16 protein-coding genes are annotated in these 20,495 nt (G+C 65.7%); 8 read left to right on the top strand and 8 right to left on the bottom strand.

Annotated features, from left to right (window positions below; all coding sequences use genetic code 11):
• Positions 1 to 48 precede the first annotated feature (48 nt).
• The 5 genes from K0M74_RS16845 to K0M74_RS16825 all read right to left on the bottom strand — a co-directional run bounded on the left by K0M74_RS16845 (position 49) and on the right by K0M74_RS16825 (position 4,015).
• On the bottom strand, positions 49 to 978 hold the full coding sequence (locus K0M74_RS16845; RefSeq protein WP_293975080.1) for an acyl-CoA thioesterase II: 930 nt from the start codon (positions 976 to 978) through the stop codon (positions 49 to 51).
• 40 nt (positions 979 to 1,018) lie between these two features.
• Positions 1,019 to 1,555, bottom strand: coding sequence for a transcription termination/antitermination protein NusG (nusG, locus tag K0M74_RS16840; protein WP_293975077.1), 537 nt, complete (start codon positions 1,553 to 1,555; stop codon positions 1,019 to 1,021).
• Positions 1,556 to 1,589: 34 nt separating this feature from the next.
• On the bottom strand, positions 1,590 to 1,787 hold the full coding sequence (gene secE / locus K0M74_RS16835; RefSeq protein ID WP_088442198.1) for a preprotein translocase subunit SecE: 198 nt from the start codon (positions 1,785 to 1,787) through the stop codon (positions 1,590 to 1,592).
• A 159-nt stretch (positions 1,788 to 1,946) separates the two neighbouring features.
• Positions 1,947 to 3,299: an MFS transporter gene (locus K0M74_RS16830; protein WP_293975074.1), complete on the bottom strand. Its 1,353-nt coding sequence runs from the start codon at positions 3,297 to 3,299 to the stop codon at positions 1,947 to 1,949.
• A gap of 80 nt (positions 3,300 to 3,379) precedes the next feature.
• Positions 3,380 to 4,015 (bottom strand): TetR/AcrR family transcriptional regulator, encoded by a 636-nt coding sequence (locus K0M74_RS16825; RefSeq protein ID WP_293975071.1) that lies wholly within the window; start codon positions 4,013 to 4,015, stop codon positions 3,380 to 3,382.
• A 109-nt stretch (positions 4,016 to 4,124) separates the two neighbouring features.
• On the opposite strand from K0M74_RS16825, the gene K0M74_RS16820 reads away from it, so the two are divergent.
• The 4 genes from K0M74_RS16820 to K0M74_RS16805 are packed head-to-tail and all read left to right on the top strand — an operon-like array spanning position 4,125 to position 10,956.
• A complete protein-coding gene (locus K0M74_RS16820) occupies positions 4,125 to 5,279 on the top strand; it encodes an efflux RND transporter periplasmic adaptor subunit (RefSeq protein ID WP_293975068.1) in 1,155 nt (384 codons plus the stop codon).
• Between the two features lie 6 nt (positions 5,280 to 5,285).
• Positions 5,286 to 8,450: a multidrug efflux RND transporter permease subunit gene (locus K0M74_RS16815; RefSeq protein WP_293975065.1), complete on the top strand. Its 3,165-nt coding sequence runs from the start codon at positions 5,286 to 5,288 to the stop codon at positions 8,448 to 8,450.
• Entirely contained in the window at positions 8,443 to 9,843 is a 1,401-nt protein-coding gene (locus tag K0M74_RS16810) for an efflux transporter outer membrane subunit (protein WP_293975062.1), read from the top strand. Before K0M74_RS16815 ends, K0M74_RS16810 begins: the two co-directional genes overlap by 8 nt.
• A gap of 48 nt (positions 9,844 to 9,891) precedes the next feature.
• Complete coding sequence (locus K0M74_RS16805) at positions 9,892 to 10,956, top strand: DNA alkylation repair protein (protein WP_293975059.1); 1,065 nt, start codon at positions 9,892 to 9,894, stop codon at positions 10,954 to 10,956.
• 142 nt (positions 10,957 to 11,098) lie between these two features.
• Here K0M74_RS16805 and K0M74_RS16800 read toward each other — a convergent pair whose 3' ends face one another.
• The 3 genes from K0M74_RS16800 to K0M74_RS16790 are packed head-to-tail and all read right to left on the bottom strand — an operon-like array spanning position 11,099 to position 15,238.
• Entirely contained in the window at positions 11,099 to 13,075 is a 1,977-nt protein-coding gene (locus tag K0M74_RS16800; protein WP_293975111.1) for a transglycosylase domain-containing protein, read from the bottom strand.
• 43 nt (positions 13,076 to 13,118) lie between these two features.
• Positions 13,119 to 13,892, bottom strand: a complete 774-nt coding sequence (locus tag K0M74_RS16795) for a GntR family transcriptional regulator (protein ID WP_366932695.1) — start codon at positions 13,890 to 13,892, stop codon at positions 13,119 to 13,121.
• A complete protein-coding gene (locus K0M74_RS16790) occupies positions 13,889 to 15,238 on the bottom strand; it encodes a formimidoylglutamate deiminase (protein ID WP_293975057.1) in 1,350 nt (449 codons plus the stop codon). The genes K0M74_RS16795 and K0M74_RS16790 overlap by 4 nt, the downstream gene beginning before the upstream one ends.
• Before the next feature lie 29 nt (positions 15,239 to 15,267).
• Here K0M74_RS16790 and hutI point away from each other — a divergent pair, with 29 nt between their 5' ends.
• The 4 genes from hutI to hutU are packed head-to-tail and all read left to right on the top strand — an operon-like array spanning position 15,268 to position 20,460.
• Positions 15,268 to 16,479, top strand: a complete 1,212-nt coding sequence (gene hutI / locus K0M74_RS16785; protein ID WP_293975055.1) for an imidazolonepropionase — start codon at positions 15,268 to 15,270, stop codon at positions 16,477 to 16,479.
• On the top strand, positions 16,476 to 17,996 hold the full coding sequence (gene hutH, locus K0M74_RS16780) for a histidine ammonia-lyase (protein ID WP_293975054.1): 1,521 nt from the start codon (positions 16,476 to 16,478) through the stop codon (positions 17,994 to 17,996). Before hutI ends, hutH begins: the two co-directional genes overlap by 4 nt.
• Positions 17,996 to 18,799 (top strand): N-formylglutamate deformylase, encoded by an 804-nt coding sequence (gene hutG / locus K0M74_RS16775; RefSeq protein WP_293975052.1) that lies wholly within the window; start codon positions 17,996 to 17,998, stop codon positions 18,797 to 18,799. The genes hutH and hutG overlap by 1 nt, the downstream gene beginning before the upstream one ends.
• Positions 18,796 to 20,460, top strand: a complete 1,665-nt coding sequence (gene hutU, locus K0M74_RS16770; RefSeq protein WP_293975049.1) for a urocanate hydratase — start codon at positions 18,796 to 18,798, stop codon at positions 20,458 to 20,460. Before hutG ends, hutU begins: the two co-directional genes overlap by 4 nt.
• Positions 20,461 to 20,495 lie beyond the last annotated feature (35 nt).

The raw sequence follows: 20,495 nt of genomic DNA, 5'->3' as shown, positions 1-20,495 counted from the left end.
AGCGGCGCGCATAAGCGCAAATGCTGCGGAAAACAAGCCTGAAGCGGCTCAGGCGGCGGGCGGCACCAGCCGCAGCAAGCCTTCCTGCATCACCGATGCGATCAGCGTCCCATCCTGGCGATAGACGAGGCCGCGGTTGATGCCGCGCGCGGCGCCGGTCCAGTCGCTGTCCATCACATAGGCGAACCACTCATCGACGCGAATATCGTCATGGAACCACATCGCGTGATCGAGGCTGGTCGAAAACAGCCCGGGGGTCGACCAGGTGAAGCCGTGTGGCATCAGCGATGAGGAAAGCAGCCCCATGTCGGACGCATAGGAAAGGAAGGCGCGGTGGAGCAGCGGGTCGTCGCCGATCGGCGCCGCGAGGCGGTACCATTGATAATGCGCCGATGCCTTTTCGGTTGAGGGCGGCCGAAAACTGCGCATCTCGAACGGGCGCAGGCACGCCATGCGGTCGAGCTGGGCGTCGCTGACATTGGGATCGGCAGCAAGATTTTCGGTGAATTCGACGCATTGATCGGGCGGCAGCAGGTCGGGCATCGGCACCTGATGCGCGGCGCCGGGTTCGGGGGCGTGAAAGGATGCGGTGAGGTTGAAGATCACCTTGCCATCCTGACGCACGACGACGCGGCGGTTGGCGAAGCTGCGCCCGTCGAAATCGCGGTGAACGCGAAAATGCAGCGGCTTGGCTTCATCGCCGCCGCGCAGGAAATAGGCGTGGAGCGAATGCGCCGATTTGCGCGGATCGACGGTGCGCGCCGCAGCAACCAGCGCCTGCGCAATCACCTGTCCGCCGAAAATGCGGTCGCGGGTCGGCTTGTCGAAGGCGGGGAAGCTATATTCGTCGGGCTCTTCGGCGGGGACGAGATCGAACAGTTGCGTGACTGCACTGACGACTTTTTCCGGCGAGAAAGCGGACTGAATTTCGCGGACGCGATCGATGCGAGCCTGAATCTCGGCGGGAGTCAGGCTCATATCGTCATCCGTTCCTTGAGGTAGCGACAGCCAACGGCCATCACTTCATGCGTTCGACCTGTTCGAAGTCGAGTTCGACCGGGGTGGCGCGACCGAAGATCGACACCGACACCTTGACGCGCGCCTTTTCGAAATCGAGTTCCTCGACCAGCCCGTTGAAGCTGGCGAAGGGACCGTCGAGCACCTTGACCTGATCGCCGATTTCGTAATCGACACGAATTTCCTGCTTCGGACGGGCCGCAGCCTCTTCCTTGCTGTTCAGGATGCGCGCGGCTTCGGATTCGCTGATCGCCTGCGGTTTGCCCATCGACCCCAGAAAGCCCGTGACCTTCGGGGTGTTTTTCACGAGGTGATAGACATCGTCGGTCATCGTCAGCTTGGCGAGGACATAGCCGGGGAAGAACTTGCGTTCAGCCTGAACCTTTTTGCCGCGCTTCACCTCGGTGACGGTTTCCACCGGCACTTCGACCGCTTCGACAAATTCGGTAAGGCCCATGCGTTCGGCTTCGGAAAGCACGGAATCGCGCACCTTGTTTTCGAAACCCGAATAGGCGTGAATGATGTACCAGCGCGCCATGTGTGTCCGTATCCTGTCCCTGTAACTGCGGCGATTAGCGCGCGAGCGACGTCAGCCAGCTGACGATCGCGTTGAAAACTGTGTCGACGCCGAGAAAGAACAGCGCGAGGATCGTCGTCATGATGAGCACCATGATCGTCGTCTGCAACGTCTCACGCCCCGTCGGCCAGACGATCTTCCGGGCTTCGGCGCGCACCTGATTGATGAACTCAGCCGGGCTGGTTTTCGCCATGTCGATCGTCCTGTCCTAATAATATTCTGCTTCGGGCCAGATGGGTTGCCGCGCCCCCCGCGTCAAGCGCGCTTTTGGGCAATAGTCCGCCCACCCTCCCCGAGCGTGTCGGCGAAAGGCGGAAGGAAAACGGCGCATCTGTCCGAATGAAAGCGGCCTTTACTGGCGCGCTGCGGCGATTGCAAGTGCAGGGTCGGCTTCGCGCGCCAGCGCCCGGCGCATCAAAAGGAGCAGTGCGATCATGATCATCCAGCTGATCATCGGCTGGAGTGCGAAAACCAGATGCAGTTCGCGCGCCGCCGCCGCGCCGTTTTTCGGATCGAAGCCGACGAGATCAAGCAGCAGGTAGCTGACGGCGATGGCGGCAGCGACGCCGAATTTCTGCATCAGGTTGAGCAGCGCGAACAGAAACGCCGATCGATTTCGCCCGCAGCGTATCGCATCGCCCGGGATGATGTCGGCGAGCATCGAATGGGTGAAAAGCAATCCGACAAACCCGGTCCCGAGCATGATCGAAAAGCCCGCCGCCTGCCCTACTCCCACCGGCCGTTGGAACAAGGTGGCGATCAGCAGGCTGGAGATGAGCAGCCCCATCATGACCATCATCGGCGGCTTGCCGTAGCGCCGCGCAAGCAAGGTCCAGACGGGCGACGCGATCGCTCCGCCGATGAAGCTGGCGAACAGTAGCACCGCGCTTTGCCCGTCGAGATCGAGCACCGCCGCGGCAAAAAAGACGAATAATGAGGTGAGCGACCCGAAGGCGAAGCTGTTGAGGAACTGCACCCCAAGCAGCAGCATCAGCGGCGGGAACGCCAGCGAGACGCGAAGCTCGCTGCGCCAGCCGATGCCGGGTTCGGCAACGACCGCGCGGGGCGGGACGAGGCGGATCGCGTAAAGCGCGATCGGCACCATCAGCATGAACAGGCTGGCATAGGCCATGATGCGGCCTTGCAGGCTGACCCCCGGGATCAGGATTTGCGCCGCGGCGGGTGCCGCAAACGCCAGGATGAGCGCAATCTTCGCGAACCAGTCGCGCATGCCGTAGAGCAATGCGCTGTCGCGCGGGGTGCGGACCAGCGCCGAGCCCCACGAAAGTTGCGCGACTTCATAGAGGCTGTAGCTCGAGTAAAAGAGCACCATCATCAGGAACAGCGCGGCAAAGGGCAGCCGGTCGCCGATCGTCACCAGCGCCAGCAGCAGCAAGGCGAGCGGCACGAGTGCAAGCAGCATCCAGCGGCGATGCGCGCCGAGCCCGGTGCGGACGCGGTCGACCATCGTCCCGATCAGCGGATCGACCACACCGTCCCAGATGGTGGTGAGCGAAAAGAGCAGCCCGACCAGCGCCACCGAAATCATCCCGCCCTCGGCAATATAGGGTGGCAGGTAGACGCTGAACGGCAGGCCGAGGATGACCGTCGGCCCGGCGGTGGCGGCGTAGGCCGCGACGGTGCGCGGGCGCAGTGTGTCGGCTTGGTCGGGCTGGCCAGCCGATGGCAGGGCGGTACTGGCCACGATGCGATGCTCCCGATGCCGAAGGGAGCAGGCTTTCAGTTATTGACAGCCATGTCAACAGATGCCCGTTGCCTATGCCGCTAGACGATTTTGAAATGCGACAGGAACGGCTGGAGGCGCCAGTCGAGTTGGTCGTTGTCGAGCCATTCATCCTCGAGCCCCGCGAGCGTGTGGAGCATCGAATCGCCGATGACGATGCTGAGCAGCAGTTTCGCCGCCGCTTCGGGATCGTCGATTTCGGCCTGACCGGCCGCGGCCCATTCGGCAAACAGCGCCGACAGTTCCTCAATGGCCGGGACGTGGAGATCGCGATAGATTTGCAGCGCGAAATCGCGGTCGCGCAGGCTTTCTGAAATCAGCATCCGCATCAGGGCGACGGCGCGCGGCGAGCGCATCCGGTCGCATTGCCGATGTGCATAGCCCCTGAGCAATTCGACGTTCGACAGATCCGCCACTGCCATGGATTCGGCCGGCTGGCATCGGGCTTCGTTGCCCCAGCGCGAGGCAATCGCGTGGAGCAGTCCCTGTTTGTTACCAAACAGATCATAGAGCGTGGCGAGCGATCCGCCCGACTGTTTGACGATTTCGGCGAGGCTGGTGCGTTCATAGCCTTGTTCGAGAAACAGCGCTTCGGCGGCGTCGAGGATCGCATCGCGGCGGCGTTCGCGCAGCGTTGGTGGCCCCATCGGGCATTCCAGCAAGTCGGACTGTACCATCCGTGATTCTCTCCCTTGTGCTTTTCTGTAATCTAAATTACATGGCGATTTGTGCAAGGCGTTTTTGCGCCCTCTACGTTTCACAATACAGCATTATTCAGGGGTTCTTATGAGTCGCGCTCGTTCCTTTGCCAGCGTCAGCGTTGCCGCGTTGGCCTTGTTGCTCACCGCGTGCGCGTCCGAAGCGCCCCCCGCCCCACCGCCGCCCGAGGTCACGATCGTCACCGTCCGGTCGCAACCCGTGCCCAACGTCATCGAACTGCCGGGCCGCGTGCAGGCGTTTCGCACCTCCGAAGTCCGCGCCCGCGTCGATGGCATCGTCGAACGGCGACTGTTCAACGAGGGCAGCTTTGTCCGCGCCGGAACCTCGCTGTTTCGCATCGACCCGCGCCAGTTGAACGCAACCTCGAATGCGGCGCGCGCCCAGCTGGCCCGCGCGCAGGCGACCGCGGCGAACGCGCGGCAGGTTGTCGCACGCTATCAGCCGCTGCTCGCCGATCAGGCGATCGGCAAGCAGGAATATGACGCCGCGGTTGCGGCGCAGCGCACCGCCGAGGCCGATGTGCAGGCGGCGCAGGCCAATCTGGAATCGGCGCGCCTGAACCTGGGCTATGCGTCGGTCACGGCGCCGATTTCGGGCCGCGCCCGCCGCGCCGAGGTCACCGAAGGCGCGCTGGTCAGCGCGGCGCAGGGCACGCTGCTGACAACAATCGAACAAATCGACCGCGTCTATGTCAATTTCGGCCAGTCGAGTTCGGACCTGCTGGCAACGCGCCGCGACATGGGGTCGGGCAAGGTGAGCTCGCCGCAGCTGGAACGCGTCGAAGTGCAGCTCCTCCTGGAGGATGGCAGCGCCTATCCGGTCGTCGGCCACCTCGACTTCCTCGACCTGTCGATCGACGAGGCGACGGGAACCGCGGCACTGCGCGCCGAATTCCCCAACCCGGCCTCTGCGCTGCTGCCCGGGCAGTTTGTCCGCGCCCGCATCTTTGCTGGCAACCGCGCCGACGGTATGCTGATCCCGCAGCGCGCAGTCCGATTGACCGCCGACGCCGCCAGCGTGATGGTGCTCGACGCCAAGAATATCGCGACCCCGCGCCCCGTAAAGCTGGGCTCGATGGTCGCCGGACAATGGGCGATCCTCGACGGACTGCGCCCCGGCGACCGGGTGATCGTCGACGGATTGCAAAAGGTCCAGCCCGGCCAGCCGGTGCGGATTGCGCCGCCCAAGGGCACGGCGTCGACGCCCGCGGCAAAGCGCTGATCTGACATGACCCCGCGCTTCTTCATCGACCGGCCCATTTTTTCGTGGGTCATCGCCATCGGCATCCTGCTCGCGGGCATAATCGCGCTGCGCAGCCTGCCGGTAGAGCAATATCCGTCGGTCGCGCCGCCGTCGCTGACCATCGGCGTCACCTATCCGGGCGCCGATGCCAAGACGCTCGAACAGAATGTCACCCAGGTCATCGAGCAGGAACTGAACGGGGTCGAGGGCTTTCTCTACATGGCCTCGACCAGCGAATCGAACGGCACCGCGTCGATCAACCTGACCTTCGAGGCCGGGACCGACATCGATAATGCGCAGATGGAGGTGCAGAACCGCCTGCGCCGCGTCGAACAGCGCCTGCCCGAAGACGTCCGGCGTCAGGGCATTTCGGTGACCGAAGCCAATTCCGGGTTTCTGCTGATCGTCGCGATCACGTCGAAGAGCGGCAACACCGACCCGATGGAGGTCAACAACTTCGCCAACACGCGCGTGCTCGACGAGCTGCGACGGGTGAACGGCGTCGGCAATGTTCAGGCGTTCGCACCCGAATATGCGATGCGCATCTGGCTCGATCCGCAAAAGCTGGCGTCGTACAATTTGTCCGCCGCTGACGCGCTGGGCGCGGTGCAGGAGCAGAACAGCCAGACCCCGGGCGGCCAGCTGGGCGACCAGCCGATCGCCAAGGGCGCGCAGCTCAATGCGGTGATCACGACGCAGGGCCGCTTTACCAAGCCCGAGCAGTTCGAAAGCATCATCCTGCGCGCCAATCCCGACGGGTCGGCGGTGACGCTGGCCGATGTCGGGCGCGTCGAGCTGGGGTCCGCAAGCTATCTCTTCTCGTCGGAGCTTAACGGCAAACCGATGGCGGGCCTCGCGGTCCAGCTGACCCCCGGCGCCAACGCGCTCGCGACCGCCGAGGGTGTGCGCAGCCAGATGGCCGCGCTGGAGAAGGGCTTTCCGCCCGACATCACCTGGTCGATCCCGTATGACACGACGCCCTTTATCCAGCTGTCGATCGAAGAGGTTGTGATCACGCTGATCGAGGCGATGGTGCTCGTCTTCCTCGTCGTGTTCCTGTTCCTGCATAACTGGCGCGCGACAGTGATCCCGACCGTGGTCGTACCGATCGCGCTGGCGGGCGCGTGCCTGGGCCTGTGGATGTTCGGTTTTTCGATCAACGTGCTGACCCTTTTCGGCATGGTGCTGGCGATCGGCATCCTCGTCGATGATGCGATCGTCGTGATCGAGAATGTCGAGCGAATCATGAACGAAGAGCATCTGTCGCCGTATGACGCGACGGTGAAGGCGATGGGGCAGATCACCAGCGCGATCATCGGCATCACGCTAGTGCTGATCGCGGTGTTCATTCCGATGGCGTTTTTCCCCGGGTCGACCGGCGGCATCTATCGCCAATTCTCGATGACGCTGGCGATCTCGATCGCTTTCTCGGCGCTGCTCGCGCTGACGCTCACGCCCGCGCTGTGCGCGACGCTTCTCAAGCCGCACGACGACACGGCACGCAAGGGCAAGATCGGCGCCTTTTTTGATCGCTTCTTTGCCCGCTTCAACAGCTGGTTCGGCCGCACCACCGATCGCTATCAGGGCGGGGTCGGCAAGATGCTGGCGTCGCCGCTGCGCTGGCTGGGCGTGTTTGCCGCGATGGTGCTGGTGACCGGCCTGCTGTTCACCCGCCTGCCGGGATCGTTCCTGCCGCAGGAAGATCAGGGCTATCTGATCACGGTGGTCCAGGCGCCGCCGGGCGCGACGTCGCAGCGCACCGCCGAAGCGACGAAGCAGGTCAAAGCCTTCTTTGCCGAACAACCGCAGGTCGCGAATATCGTGCTGGTCAACGGATTCAGCTTTTTCGGGCAGGGTCAGGCGAACGCGATCATGTTCACGCCGCTGAAACCCTGGGACGAGCGCACCGGCGATGGCGACAGCGCCGACGCGATCGCGGGCAAGGCGATGGGGACGTTGATGGGGATCAAGGAGGCGTTCGCCTTCTCGCTGAGCCCACCGTCGATCCCCGAACTCGGCACGTCGAGCGGCTTTACCTTCAAATTGCAGGACCGCGGCGCGAATGGGCGCGAGGCGCTCGTCGCGGCGCGCAACCAGATGCTGGGCAGCGCGATGCAGAGCAAGCTGCTCGCCAACGTCCGGCCCGAGGGTCAGGAAGACGCCCCGGTGCTGAAGGTCGATATCGACCGGATTCAGGCGCGCGCGCTGGGGCTGTCGATCGGCGACGTCAATGCGACGCTGGCGATCAGCTTTGGCAGCGCCTACGCCAATGATTTTACCCGCGAAGGCCGCGTGCTGCGTGTCCTGCTGCAGGCCGACGCCGCGAGCCGGATGACGCCGCAGGACGTGCTCGACCTGCGCGTGCGGAGCGCCAATGGTGGCATGGTGCCGTTCGGATCGTTCAGCAAGGCCGCATGGTCGGCGGAGGCGCCGCAGTTGCAGCGCTATAACGGCTATCCGGCGATGACTATCTCGGGCGAACCCGCGCCGGGCCAATCGACCGGCGAGGCGATGGCCGAAATGGAGCGGCTGGCCGAAACGCTGCCGACGGGGTTCGCGTTCGAATGGACCGGCATTTCCTATGAGGAGAAACAGTCGGCGGGGCAGATCGGGCTGCTGCTCGGGCTGTCGCTGATCGTCGTGTTCCTGCTGCTTGCGGCGCTGTACGAGAGCTGGGCGGTGCCGGTGTCGGTGCTGCTGGTGGTGCCGCTGGGCGTGCTGGGCGCGGTGCTGTTTTCGATGTTCCGCGGCCTGTCCGCCGACATCTATTTCAACGTCGGGCTGATCACGATCATCGGCCTGTCGGCGAAGAATGCGATCCTGATCGTCGAGTTTGCGATCGAGCAGGAGGCCGAGGGCAAATCGACCCTCGATGCGGTGATGGAGGCGGTGAAGCTTCGGCTGCGCCCGATCATCATGACCAGCCTGGCGTTCATCCTGGGCATGGTGCCGCTCGTCATCGCGAGCGGCGCGGGCGCGGCGAGCCGGATCGCGGTCGGGTCGGGCGTGATGGGCGGGATGATCGCGGCAACCTTGCTCGGCATCTTCTTCATCCCGCTCTTCTATCTGTCGGTGCGCAAGTGGATCAGCCGCAAGCGGCCCCCTGCCCCCACCGAAAAAGGCCTTCATGAGGAGCCTGGACATGCGTAAGTGGATCGCGTTGCTCGCAGCGACGACGCTTGCCGGCTGCGCCAATATGGCGCCGCCGCACGAGCGCCCGGCGCTGCCCACTGCGCCCGATTATCCGCAGGCGTTTGTCGGCGATGTGACGCTGGGCCAGCGCGCAACCGATGTTGCCTGGCAGGACTTTTTCGCCGACCCGCAGCTTGAAGTGCTGATCGCGCAGGCGATCGAGCGCAACCGCGATCTTGCGGTGGCGGTCGCTCAGATCGAGGAAGCGCGCGGACTTTACCGCATCCAGGACGCCGACCGTCTGCCGACGGTCGGTGCCAGCGCCGATGCCGCCCGCACCCGCGGGCCGTCGCTGTCCGGCGCCGGGACCGACACCACCAGCCGCTATTCGGTCGGGGTCGGAGTGACGTCGTTCGAGCTCGATTTCTGGGGGCGGGTCAAGAATCTGTCCGAAGCGGCGCGCAGCCAGTATCTGGCGACCCAGCAGGCCGAGCGCGCGTTCCGCCTGGCGCTGGTGCGCGACGTCGCGTCGACCTATTTCGCCTCGCGCGGCGCCGAGGAACAGATCGCGCTCGCCGAAGCGACGGTAACCAGCCGCAAGGAAGGGCTGCGGATCGCCAAGCGGCGGCTGGACGCGGGGGTGACTTCGGCGCTCGATTACCGCCAGTCGGAAACGCTGCTGACGCAGGCCGAGACGCAGCTCGCCAGTCTGAAACTCGGCAAGGCGCAGGCCGATAATTTCCTCGCCGTGCTGACCGGCGGACCGGTCGCCGGCCCCCTGCCCGCACCGCTGCCGCTCGTCGCGCAGGGACAGTCGCCGGTGCTGACCGCGGGATTGCCGTCGGACCTGCTCGTCGCACGTCCCGACATCCTCGCCGCAGAGGAACGGCTGCGCGCCGCGCAGGCGAATATCGGTGCGGCCCGCGCGGCCTTCTTCCCGTCGATCTCGCTGACGGGTAACCTCGGCTTCGCCTCGGGCTCGCTCGACAATCTGTTCAGCAATGACGGTTTCGGCTGGAGCTTTGGTCCGTCGATCAGCCTGCCTATCTTCGATTTCGGTCGCAACAAGGGCAATCTCACCGTCGCCGAGGCGCGCGAAAATATCGCGGTTGCGACTTATGAGCGCACCGTCCAAGGAGCGTTCCGCGAAGTGGCCGATGCGCTCGCCGGACGCCGCTATCTCGCCGAGCAGGTCGAGGCGCAGGAACGCGGGACGCTCGCGCAGCGGCAGATCGCCGATCTGGCGCGCAAGCGGTACCGGGAGGGGGTATCGACCTATCTCGAAGTGCTCGACGCCGAACGCAATCTGTTTGCCGCCGAACAGACGCTGATCGAAACGCGCCGCGCGCAGGTCGACAATCTGGTGACGCTGTACGTCGCGCTCGGCGGCGGGCTGGTCGAGCGGCGCTGAAGGACCAAGGCGATTTCGGACAAAGCCCCTGCCCTGCTGAAGGACATATTGGGTCCGCAAGCGCTGACGACGATCGCCGACGCGGGCGTGGCTGCTTCGCCGCGCTTCGATCGATCGGCATTCCTGAGCGTCGCCACCGACGGCCTCGACGCGCTGTCGATCATGGAGCGGGTGCGCCATATTGCGGAGGCGCTACGCCCCGCGCTGCCCGCCGATTATGCAGCGGCGCTGGGCGTCATCCGCGAAATGGCGCCGCAGCTGACGCACGGATTTCAAGCGGTAGCGGTGACCGAATATGTGGCGCGCTACGGGCTGGACGATTTCGACCGATCGATGGACGCGCTCGCAAGTCTGACACGCTTTGGCACCGCCGAATTCGCGATCCGGCCCTTTCTGGCGCAGGATGCCGATCGCGCGCTGGCAGTGATGGCGCGCTGGACCGGCAGCGATGACGAGCATGTCCGCAGGCTGGCGAGCGAAGGCGGCCGCCCGCGGCTGCCGTGGGCGGCGCGGGTTCCAGGGTTGAAGGCTGATCCGACCCGCGCGGCGCATATTCTTGAGACATTAAAGGCCGATCCCAGCCTCTATGTGCGCAAATCGGTCGCCAATCATCTCAACGACATTGCCAAGGACTGCCCCGACTGGCTGCTCGATCGACTGGCGGACTGGCCGAACGATGATCCGCACACCGCGTGGATCATCCGCCATGCACTCCGCACCCTGATCAAGCAGGGCGAGCCACGCGCGCTGGCGCTGATCGGCGTCGGCCATGGCGCAGCGGTGACGGTGCGTAGCTTCGCGGTCGAACCATCGGTGGTGCGGCTGGGCGAGCGGATCGTGATCACCTCAGAGATTGTTTCGGATTCGAAGGAAAATCAGCCTTTGGTAGTCGATTATCGCGTCCACTATGCGCGGGCGGGCGGCAAAAGCGCGGCGAAGGTGTTTAAGTGGAAGACATTCGACCTCGCCGGGGGCGAGGCCGTCGCACTGCGCATCAACCAGACGATCCGCGATTTCAGCACGCGGCGGCATCATCCGGGGCGGCACAGGATTGATCTGATCGTCAACGGTACGAGGATGGCCACGGGTGGGTTTGACCTGTTGGCTGGCTGAGTGCGTTTATTCGAGGCTCAAGAAGATTCCTGTTTCCCCGCGAAGGCGGGGATCCATCCCCAGACGGTTCAAACTCGCGCGGGCTGGCGATGGGCTCCCGCCTTCGCGGGAGCACAGCTTCATTCCTGAACCCGCCCATCCCTCACGGCGGCGCGGGAACAGGCTCGGGGGGCGGCCCCTCGTTCGCGATCGGCACCCGCAAATCGATCCGGCTGCCGTTGATTTCGGTCGAGATCACCGCAGTGCCGCCCTCAATCCCGACGCTGCTGTTGTCGCCGATCGGGATCGCACCGATGTCGGGAATGTCCTGTGGTTCGACCGGCCCGCGCGGGTCAGCCGAGCGCGGCGGCGGCGCTTTCTGGCCGGAAGCCTGGGTCATGAAATCGCGCCAGATCCGCGCGGGCAATCCGCCACCCGAAATGCCGCGCAGCGGTGAATTATCGTCGTTGCCGATCCACACCCCGACCACCAGCCCATTGGCATAGCCGACGAACAGCGCGTCGCGATTGTCCTGGCTGGTCCCGGTCTTGCCGAAATTCGCCTGCGGCAGCCGCGCCGCGCGGCCAGTGCCGCGATTGACCGCGGCGCGCAGCATCTGTTCGATGTCGTCATGGACGCCCGACCCGAAGCGGCTGGGTCCCGAGATCAGATTTTCGAACCAGCCCTTTTCCTCGCCCTCGAACGCATGCGGGACGACGGGATAGCTGTTCGCTGCCACCGCGGCATAGGCCGCGGTCAGTTCGAGCAAGGTCATGCTCGAGGTGCCGAGCGCAAGGCTGGGGTCGCCCCTGGTCATCGGCGCAGTGACCCCCAGGTCGCGCGCCATGTCGATCACCTTGTCGTCGCCGACTTCGCGCAGCAGCCGCACCGCCGCGACATTGCTCGACGTCGCGAAGGCGTCCTCCAGCGTGATCGTTTTCGAATAGGCGCCGCCCGAATTTTTGGGACGGTATGATCCCGTTTCGATCGACTGGTTGTCGATGACATCATCGGGTTCCCACCCGGCGCGCAGCGCGGCTAGATAGACAAAGAGTTTGAAGGTCGATCCCGGCTGGCGCCGCGCCTGCGTCGCGCGGTTGAACGGCGATGCGGCATAATCGCGCCCGCCGATCATCGCGACGACCTCGCCATTCGGGCGCATCGCGACCAGCGCGAGCTGCGCCTGGCCGACCCCGGCGCGGCTCGTCACGCGCCGCGCCACCGCCTGCAAACGCGCGTCGAGCGTCGTCTTGATCGTCTGGCGCGAATAGCCGACGTCGCTGAGCTTGCGCGCCTCGGGCAGCGCCCAGTCGGCAAAATAAGTGCCGGTCGGCAGCGTATTGCGCGAGCGTACATCGATGCTCGGGGTACGGATCGCCTTCGCCTGCGCGGCGGTGATATAGCCCTCATCGGCCATCGCGTTGACGACGAGCTTCATCCGCTTGGCCGCCAGATCGGGATTCTTGGTCGGCGCCAGCCGCGACGGTGCCTGCACCAGTCCCGCAAGCATCGCCGCCTGCGCGGGGGTCAGTTTTTCGGGCTGTCGATAGAAATAATGCAGCGACGCCGCGCGCAGGCCGTAGGTGTTGTCGCCAAAATAGGCGTTCGACAGATAGCGTTCGAGAATCTCGTCCTTGGTCAGCCAGGCTTCGAGCCAGAAAGCGATCAGCGCTTCGCGCGCCTTGCGACCGAGGGTGCGTTTCGGTGTCAGGAAGGTGAATTTCGCCAGTTGCTGGGTGATCGTGCTGCCGCCCTGCGTTCGCCCGCCGCTGACATTGCTCCAGACCGCGCGCGCGATGCTGCGCGGATCGACGCCCATATGGGTGTAGAAACGCCGGTCCTCGATCGCAAGGAAGGCGCCAGTGACATGCTTGGGCAGCGCGGTGGCCTTCACTGGCGCATCGACGATCGCCCCCGACCGCGCGATCGGGGTGCCGTCGGAGGCGAGCAAGGTGATTTGCGGCGGCACGATCGGTTCGAGCGATTTCGACAAAGGCGCGGTCAGCGCCAGCCAGCCGACGAGCAGGATAAACAGGATACAGAAAATGGCAAAGCCGCGCGAGATCCGGCGTAGCCATTTGCGCCGCCGCGATTCCGGGACAACCGGCGGTGGCACGTCGAAAACGGGCGCGCCGGGCATGGAAAGCGGCGGCGCGGCGGGCGCTGGATCGGGAGTTTTGGATTTACGGAACCAGGTCATGCTCAGCTACCGTATTAATATCGCAATACAGCATAAGCAAATGGCTTATGCACCGCTCCGCAGGACAGAGAGCAAAGGTCCAAGGATAGCGCGCAGAATTCATTCGCCTTCGCGCCGGGGCATCCCGGCCTGAAACTCGGCCACCAGATCGAATCGATCGCCGCGGAAAAGCTGGCGGACATGCGTGACGGGCCGGTCGCCGCGCCCGGTGTCGCGGTGGGGCGGGAGGCAGGCCGCCGCCCCCCACCACTGGGCGCCCCGAGGTCCAGGGAATATGCGCGAGCAGCCATGTTCCCGGCGCCTCGACGGCAAAATCCGCCTCCGCCGCCGCAGGGACTTCGGCGAGTTCGATGGTGCGGCGTTCGAGCGCGAAGGGTTCGTCGGCGGCAAAGTGGATTCCGTCGATCTGCAGCGTGTCGGCTTCACCCACATTTTTGCGGCGGACGATCGCGCGCGCTTCCCAGCGATAGGTTTCGCCGCGCGCCGCGATCAGCTCGGCCAGATCGGGAACGGTCATCACCGCCGAATGCACCGGCGGATGTGCGACGAACGAGCCCGCCTTGCGCCGCCGTTCGACCAGACCGGCGGCGACGAGCTCGCCCAGCGCCTTGCTGACCGTCGCGCGGGCGCAGCCGTAGCGCGCCGCGAGCTCCTGTTCGATCGGGATCCTTGTTCCCGGTTTCCACTCGCCCGAGCGGATGCGGGCCTCGATATCCTCGCGGATTCGGCGCGCCGGGTTCGGCGCCGCGCGCGTCACGCGACGATCCGCTCGACGCTTTTGCGATAGGCGGCAGCGATGGCGCTGCGATCGACATGGCGCCCGCCTGCGACGCGCTTGACCCCGGCGCGCCAGACGCAGTCGATTGTCCCTGCCCTGCCCGCAAAAATCAAGCGGTCTAGGAGCGTCGCGTCGTCGGTTCCCGCGAAGCTCGGGTGGTCGAGGTCGAGCGAGATGATGTCGGCGGGCTGGCCGACCGCAAGGCCCGTTTCGACCCCCAGCGCCTGCGCGCCGCCGGCGAGCGCACGGGCGTAAAGATTGGCGCCGACGAAGGGCAATTCGGTTCCGGCGAGCAGCGCGCGGGCGCGATGTGCCAACCGCTGCGAATATTCGAGCGCGCGCAGCTCGCCCGCGGCGTCGATCAGGATATTGCTGTCGGTGCCGATCCCGAAGCGGCCGCCCGCCGCCAGATAATCGATCGCCGGGAAGATGCCGTCGCCGAGGTTCGCCTCGGTAATCGGGCAGATCCCGGCAACCGCGCCGCTGGCGGCGAGACGCGGCACTTCATCCGCATCCAGATGCGTCGAGTGGATCAGGCACCAGCGCGCATCGACGGCGGCGTTATCGAGCAGCCATGCGACCGGGCGCGCGCCGCTCCATGCGATGCAGTCGGCGACTTCCTTTTCCTGTTCGGCGGCGTGGATATGGACCGGCCCGGTGGGCGACATCGCGAGCAGCGCCGCCAGCTGGTCGGGCGCGACGGCGCGTAGCGAGTGCGGCGCGATGCCGATATTGGCGTCGCCGACTAGTTTGGTCCGCGCGCTGTCGAGTAGCGTTGCAAAGCCGTCGATGTCGCTGAGGAAGCGCCGCTGGCCGGGGCTTGGCGACGCGCCGCCGAAATTGCCATGGGCATAGAAGACCGGCAGCAAGGTCAGGCCAATGCCCGTCACCGAGCTGGCGTCGACGATTGCGCCTGCCATTTCGGCGGGATCGGCGAAGGTCGCGCCCGCCGGATCATGGTGGAGATAGTGAAACTCGCCGACGCGGGTGAAACCACCCTCGAGCATTTCCGCGTAGGCCTGCGCGGTGATCGCCGCGACATCCTCGGGCGTCAGCCGGTCGAGGAAGCGGTACATGATTTCGCGCCAGCTCCAGAAATTGTCGTCGGGGCGGCTGCGGCGTTCCGACAGCCCCGCCATCCCGCGCTGAAAACCGTGGCTATGGACGTTGCACAGGCCGGGCAGCGCTGCGGCGTGGCGCTCATCACCGGGCGCGGCGCCGACACCGGTTTCAAGCGCTGAAATCCGCCCTTCCGCGACCGTCAGGCGCACATTGTGCAGCCACTGATTGGCGATCCATGCGCGCTGAAACCAATAAGCGATCATCTTGAGCCCTCATATTATGTCTAGACATAATGACGCAATCGCGAGATGTTGTCCAGATGGAGCATAGCTGGACCAACGCGCGACTCGCGACGCTGACCGATGACGGGCTGGGACTGATCGACGATGGCGTCGTCACGGCAGCGGACGGGCGGATCGTCTATGCCGGTCCGGCTGATGGTGCGCCGATGAAGGCCGCGAAAACCACCGATTGCGGCGGCCGGTTGATCACCCCCGGGCTGATCGATTGCCACACCCATCTGGTTCACGGCGGCAACCGCGCCAATGAATGGGCGATGCGGCTCGAAGGCGCGAGCTATGAGGATATTGCCCGCGCAGGTGGCGGCATCGTGTCAACGATGCGCGCGACCCGCGCCGCGAGCGAGGCCGAACTGGTTGACACGGCCCTCCCCCGCCTTGACGCGCTGATCGCCGAGGGGGTGACAACGATCGAGATCAAGTCGGGCTACGGCCTCGACACCGAAAACGAGCTGAAGATGCTGCGTGCCGCCCGCGCGTTGGGCGAACGACGCCGGATCCGCGTCGCGCCGACGTTCCTTGGCGCGCATGCGCTGCCCCCCGAGTATTGCGACAACAGCGACGGCTATATCGACCTCGTCTGCAATGAAATGATCCCAGCGGCGGCGCCGTTTGCCACCGCGGTCGACGCCTTTTGCGAGGGCATCGGTTTTTCGCCCGCGCAATGCACGCAGGTGATCGAAGCGGCGCAGGCGCACGGGCTGGCGGTCAAGCTGCACGCCGAACAATTGTCGTCGCTGAGCGGCAGCGCGCTCGCGGCGCGCCACGGCGCGCTGTCGGCGGACCATCTGGAATATGCGACCGACGGCGATGTCGCCGCGATGGCGGCGGCGGGGACGGTCGCGGTGCTGCTGCCCGGCGCTTTTTATTTCATGCGCGAGACCAAGCTGCCGCCGATCGCGGCGATGCGCCGCCACGGGGTGCGGATCGCGCTGGCGACCGACAACAACCCCGGCACCTCGCCGACGACCTCGCTGCTGCTCATGCTCAACATGGGTGCGACCTTGTTCGGGCTGACGGTGATCGAAGCGCTGCGCGGGGTGACGGTGAACGCCGCTGCCGCGCTCGGGCTCGGCGCCGAGATCGGCACGCTCGAAGCAGGCAAGGCATGCGACCTCGCGATCTGGGACGTCACCGAACCCGCCGAGCTGGTTTACCGCATCGGCTTCAACCCGCTGCACCAACGTATCAAGGACGGACAATGATCATCAACCCCGGCGCGATGACGCTCGCCGACTGGCGCGCCATCTATGAAGGTGCGAGCGCGACGCTGAACGCCGACGCGTGGAACGCCATCGATGCCAGCGCCGCTGCCGTGGCGCGCATCGTGGCCAGGGGCGACCCGGTCTATGGCATCAACACCGGGTTCGGAAAGCTGGCGAGCGTGCGGATTGCGAACGACGATCTGGCGACGCTCCAGCGCAACATCGTGCTCAGCCACGCCGCGGGGACCGGCGCGCCCTCGCCCGTCCCCGTTGTCCGTCTGATGATGGCGCTCAAGCTCGCGAGCTTCGGCGTCGGCGCATCGGGGGTGCGGCGCGAAACGGTGGCGATGCTCGAGACGATGCTGGCAACGGGACTCACCCCTGTCGTTCCGTCGCAGGGTTCGGTCGGCGCGAGCGGAGACCTCGCGCCGCTGTCGCACATGGCGGCGGCAATGATCGGGGTCGGCGCCATCGAGGTCGGCGGTCAGACCCTACCCGCCGCCGAAGCGCTCGCGCAGGCGGGCCTCGCGCCGGTCGAACTCGGGCCGAAGGAAGGCCTCGCGCTGCTCAACGGCACGCAATTTTCAGCGGCCAATGCGCTCGCGGGTCTGTTCCGCGCTGAAACCGTGTTCCAGTCGGCGCTGATCACCGGCGCGCTGTCGACCGAAGCCGCCAAGGGTTCCGACGCGCCGTTCGACCCCCGTATCCACGCGCTGCGCGGTCATGCTGGTCAGCGCGCGGTCGGTGACGCGTTGCGCGGCCTGATGGCGGGGTCGGCTATCCGCGCTTCGCACGCGGTGGACGATCCGCGCGTGCAGGATCCCTATTGCCTGCGCTGTCAGCCGCAGGTGATGGGCGCGGTGCTCGATCTGCTGCGTCAGGCCGCGACGACACTCGGCGTCGAGGCGAATGGCGTCTCGGACAATCCGCTGATCTTTGCCGACACCGATGAGGCTTTGTCGGGGGGCAATTTCCACGCCGAACCCGTCGCCTTTGCCGCCGACATGATCGGTCTCGCGCTGTGCGAGATTGGTTCGATTGCCGAGCGCCGCATCGCGATGCTCGTTGATCCCGCCTTGTCGGGCCTCCCCGCCTTCCTCACCCCGCGCCCCGGCCTCAACTCGGGCTTCATGATCCCGCAGGTCACCGCCGCTGCGCTAGTCAGCGAAAACAAGCAGCGCGCCTATCCCGCCAGCGTCGATTCGATCCCGACCAGCGCCAATCAGGAGGATCATGTGTCGATGGCCGCGCACGGCGCTCGCCGCCTGCTCGAGATGGCCGACAATGTCAGCGCGGTGATCGGAATCGAATATCTCGCCGCGTGCCAGGGCATCGACTTCCACGCGCCGCTGACATCGAGCGATGCGCTGGAGGCGGCGCACCAGCATCTGCGCGCCGCGGTGCCGACGCTCGAAGACGACCGCCATTTCCACCCCGACATGGCGGCCGCGACCGCGCTGATCCGTTCGGGCAGCCTGGTTGCTGCGGTTCCCGCCGACCTGCCGGGCCTGAGCTAATGGATTGGCTGCGCGTCCGTCGCGGCGACGCGCCGCTCGTCATCGCCTTTCCGCATGGCGGCACCGATCTCGCCGGACTCGACGAGCAGTTCGTCTCGCGCTGGCATGCGCAGATCGACACCGACTGGTGGATCGCCGAGCTATACGCCTTCGCGGCCGATCTTGGTGCAACGCTCGTCGCGACCGAGATTTCGCGCAGCGTCATCGACATGAATCGCGACCCCTCGGGCGCGTCGCTCTATCCGGGGCAGGCGACGACCGAGCTGTGCCCGACGACCACCTTCGACGGCGCGCCGCTTTACCGTTTCGATCTGCCCGACGAGGCCGAGATCATTCAGCGGCTCCACTTGTATCACCGGCCCTATCACGACGCGCTGACCGAGGAACTCGAACGCTTGCGGGCGACCCATGGCAAGGTCGTCCTTTACGACGCGCACTCGATCCGGAGCCGTGTTCCGCGCCTGTTCGACGGCGAGCTGCCCCAATTCAACATCGGCACCAACGGTGGCGCCACCTCAGCTCCCGAGCTTGAAACAATCGTCGCCAACATCTGTGCGGCGAGCGGTCGCAGTCATGTCGTCAACGGCCGCTTCAAGGGCGGCTGGACGACGCGCCACTACGGCCGCCCCGACGATGGCATCCACGCGGTCCAGATGGAACTCGCGCAGCGCGGTTACATGGCCGAACCCGATACGATCACCCACACCAACTGGCCCTCCCCTCTCGATCCCAATCCCGCGATCCGGCCCGTGCTGGAGCAGGTGATCGCCGCGACCCTCGATTTTGCGAAAGGACGACCATGACACGCCTCGACAATAGCCGCGTGATCCGACCGGCGACCGGCCCCGACATCACGGCAAAGAGCTGGCTCACCGAAGCGCCGATGCGGATGCTGATGAACAACCTCCATCCCGACGTTGCCGAGGCGCCGCACGAGCTGGTCGTCTATGGCGGCATCGGCCGCGCCGCGCGCGACTGGGAGAGCTATGACCGGATCGTCGAGACGCTGAAGCGGCTCGAGGGTGACGAGACTTTGCTCATCCAGTCGGGCAAGCCGGTGGGCGTATTCCGCACCCATAGCGACGCGCCGCGCGTGCTGCTCGCCAATTCCAACCTCGTCCCCGAATGGGCGAATTGGGAGCATTTCCACGAGCTCGATCGCAAAGGCTTGATGATGTACGGTCAGATGACCGCCGGCAGCTGGATCTATATCGGCAGCCAGGGCATCGTTCAGGGCACGTACGAAACCTTCGTCGAGATGGGGCGCCAGCATTATGGCGGCGACCTTTCGGGTCGCTGGTTGCTCACGGCGGGGCTCGGCGGCATGGGCGGCGCGCAGCCGCTCGCGGCGGTGATGGCGGGCGCGTCGTGCCTCGCAATCGAATGCCAGCCGAGCCGCATCGAGATGCGCCTGCGCACCGGCTATCTCGACAAGCAGGCGGCGAGCATCGACGAGGCGCTGGCGATGATCGAAGCCAGCCACACCGAGGGCAAACCTGTTTCGGTCGGCCTGCTCGGCAACGCCGCCGACATCCTGCCCGAAATGGTCCGCCGCGGCATCCGCCCCGACCTGCTCACCGACCAGACCTCGGCGCACGACCCGGTCAACGGCTACCTCCCCGCGGGCTGGACCCTCGACGCGTGGTTTGCGAAGCGCGAGAGCGATCCCGCCGCGGTCGCCAAAGCCGCAAAGGCGTCGATGGCGGTGCATGTCCAGGCGATGCTCGATATGCAGGCCGCAGGCGTGCCGACGACCGATTATGGCAATAACATCCGTCAGGTGGCGAAGGACGAAGGCGTCGAGAACGCCTTCGACTTCCCGGGTTTCGTCCCCGCCTATGTCCGGCCATTGTTCTGCCGCGGCGTCGGCCCCTTCCGCTGGGTGGCGCTGTCGGGCGATCCCGAAGATATCTACAAGACCGACGCCAAGGTGAAGGAGCTGCTCCCCGACAATAAGCACCTTCACAACTGGCTCGACATGGCGCGCGAGAAGATCCAGTTTCAGGGGCTTCCCGCGCGCATCTGCTGGGTTGGACTCGGCGACCGCCACCGGCTTGGCCTCGCGTTCAACGAGATGGTCGCGTCGGGCGAGCTGAAAGCCCCGATCGTCATCGGCCGCGATCATCTCGACTCGGGCTCGGTCGCCTCGCCCAATCGCGAAACCGAAGCCATGCGCGATGGGTCGGATGCAGTTTCGGACTGGCCGCTGGTCAACGCCTTGCTCAACACCGCCAGCGGCGCAACCTGGGTATCGCTCCACCACGGCGGCGGCGTCGGCATGGGCTATTCGCAGCACAGCGGCATGGTGATCGTCGCCGACGGCACCCCCGAAGCGGCCAAGCGGCTGGAGCGCGTGCTGTGGAACGATCCCGGCACCGGCGTCATGCGCCACGCCGACGCGGGATACGACATCGCCATCGACTGTGCGCGTGAGAGGGGGCTGGACCTCCCCAGCCTGCGGTAAGCCCGATTGCTGCGGCTTAACGCTTGTCGCGCAAC

It is taken from the genome of Sphingopyxis sp. (assembly GCF_019459305.1).
In the GTDB taxonomy this organism is placed as follows: Bacteria; Pseudomonadota; Alphaproteobacteria; order Sphingomonadales; family Sphingomonadaceae; genus Sphingopyxis.
Note: the sequence above shows the minus strand (reverse complement) of the source record. Positions and strands in the feature narration are given on the sequence as shown.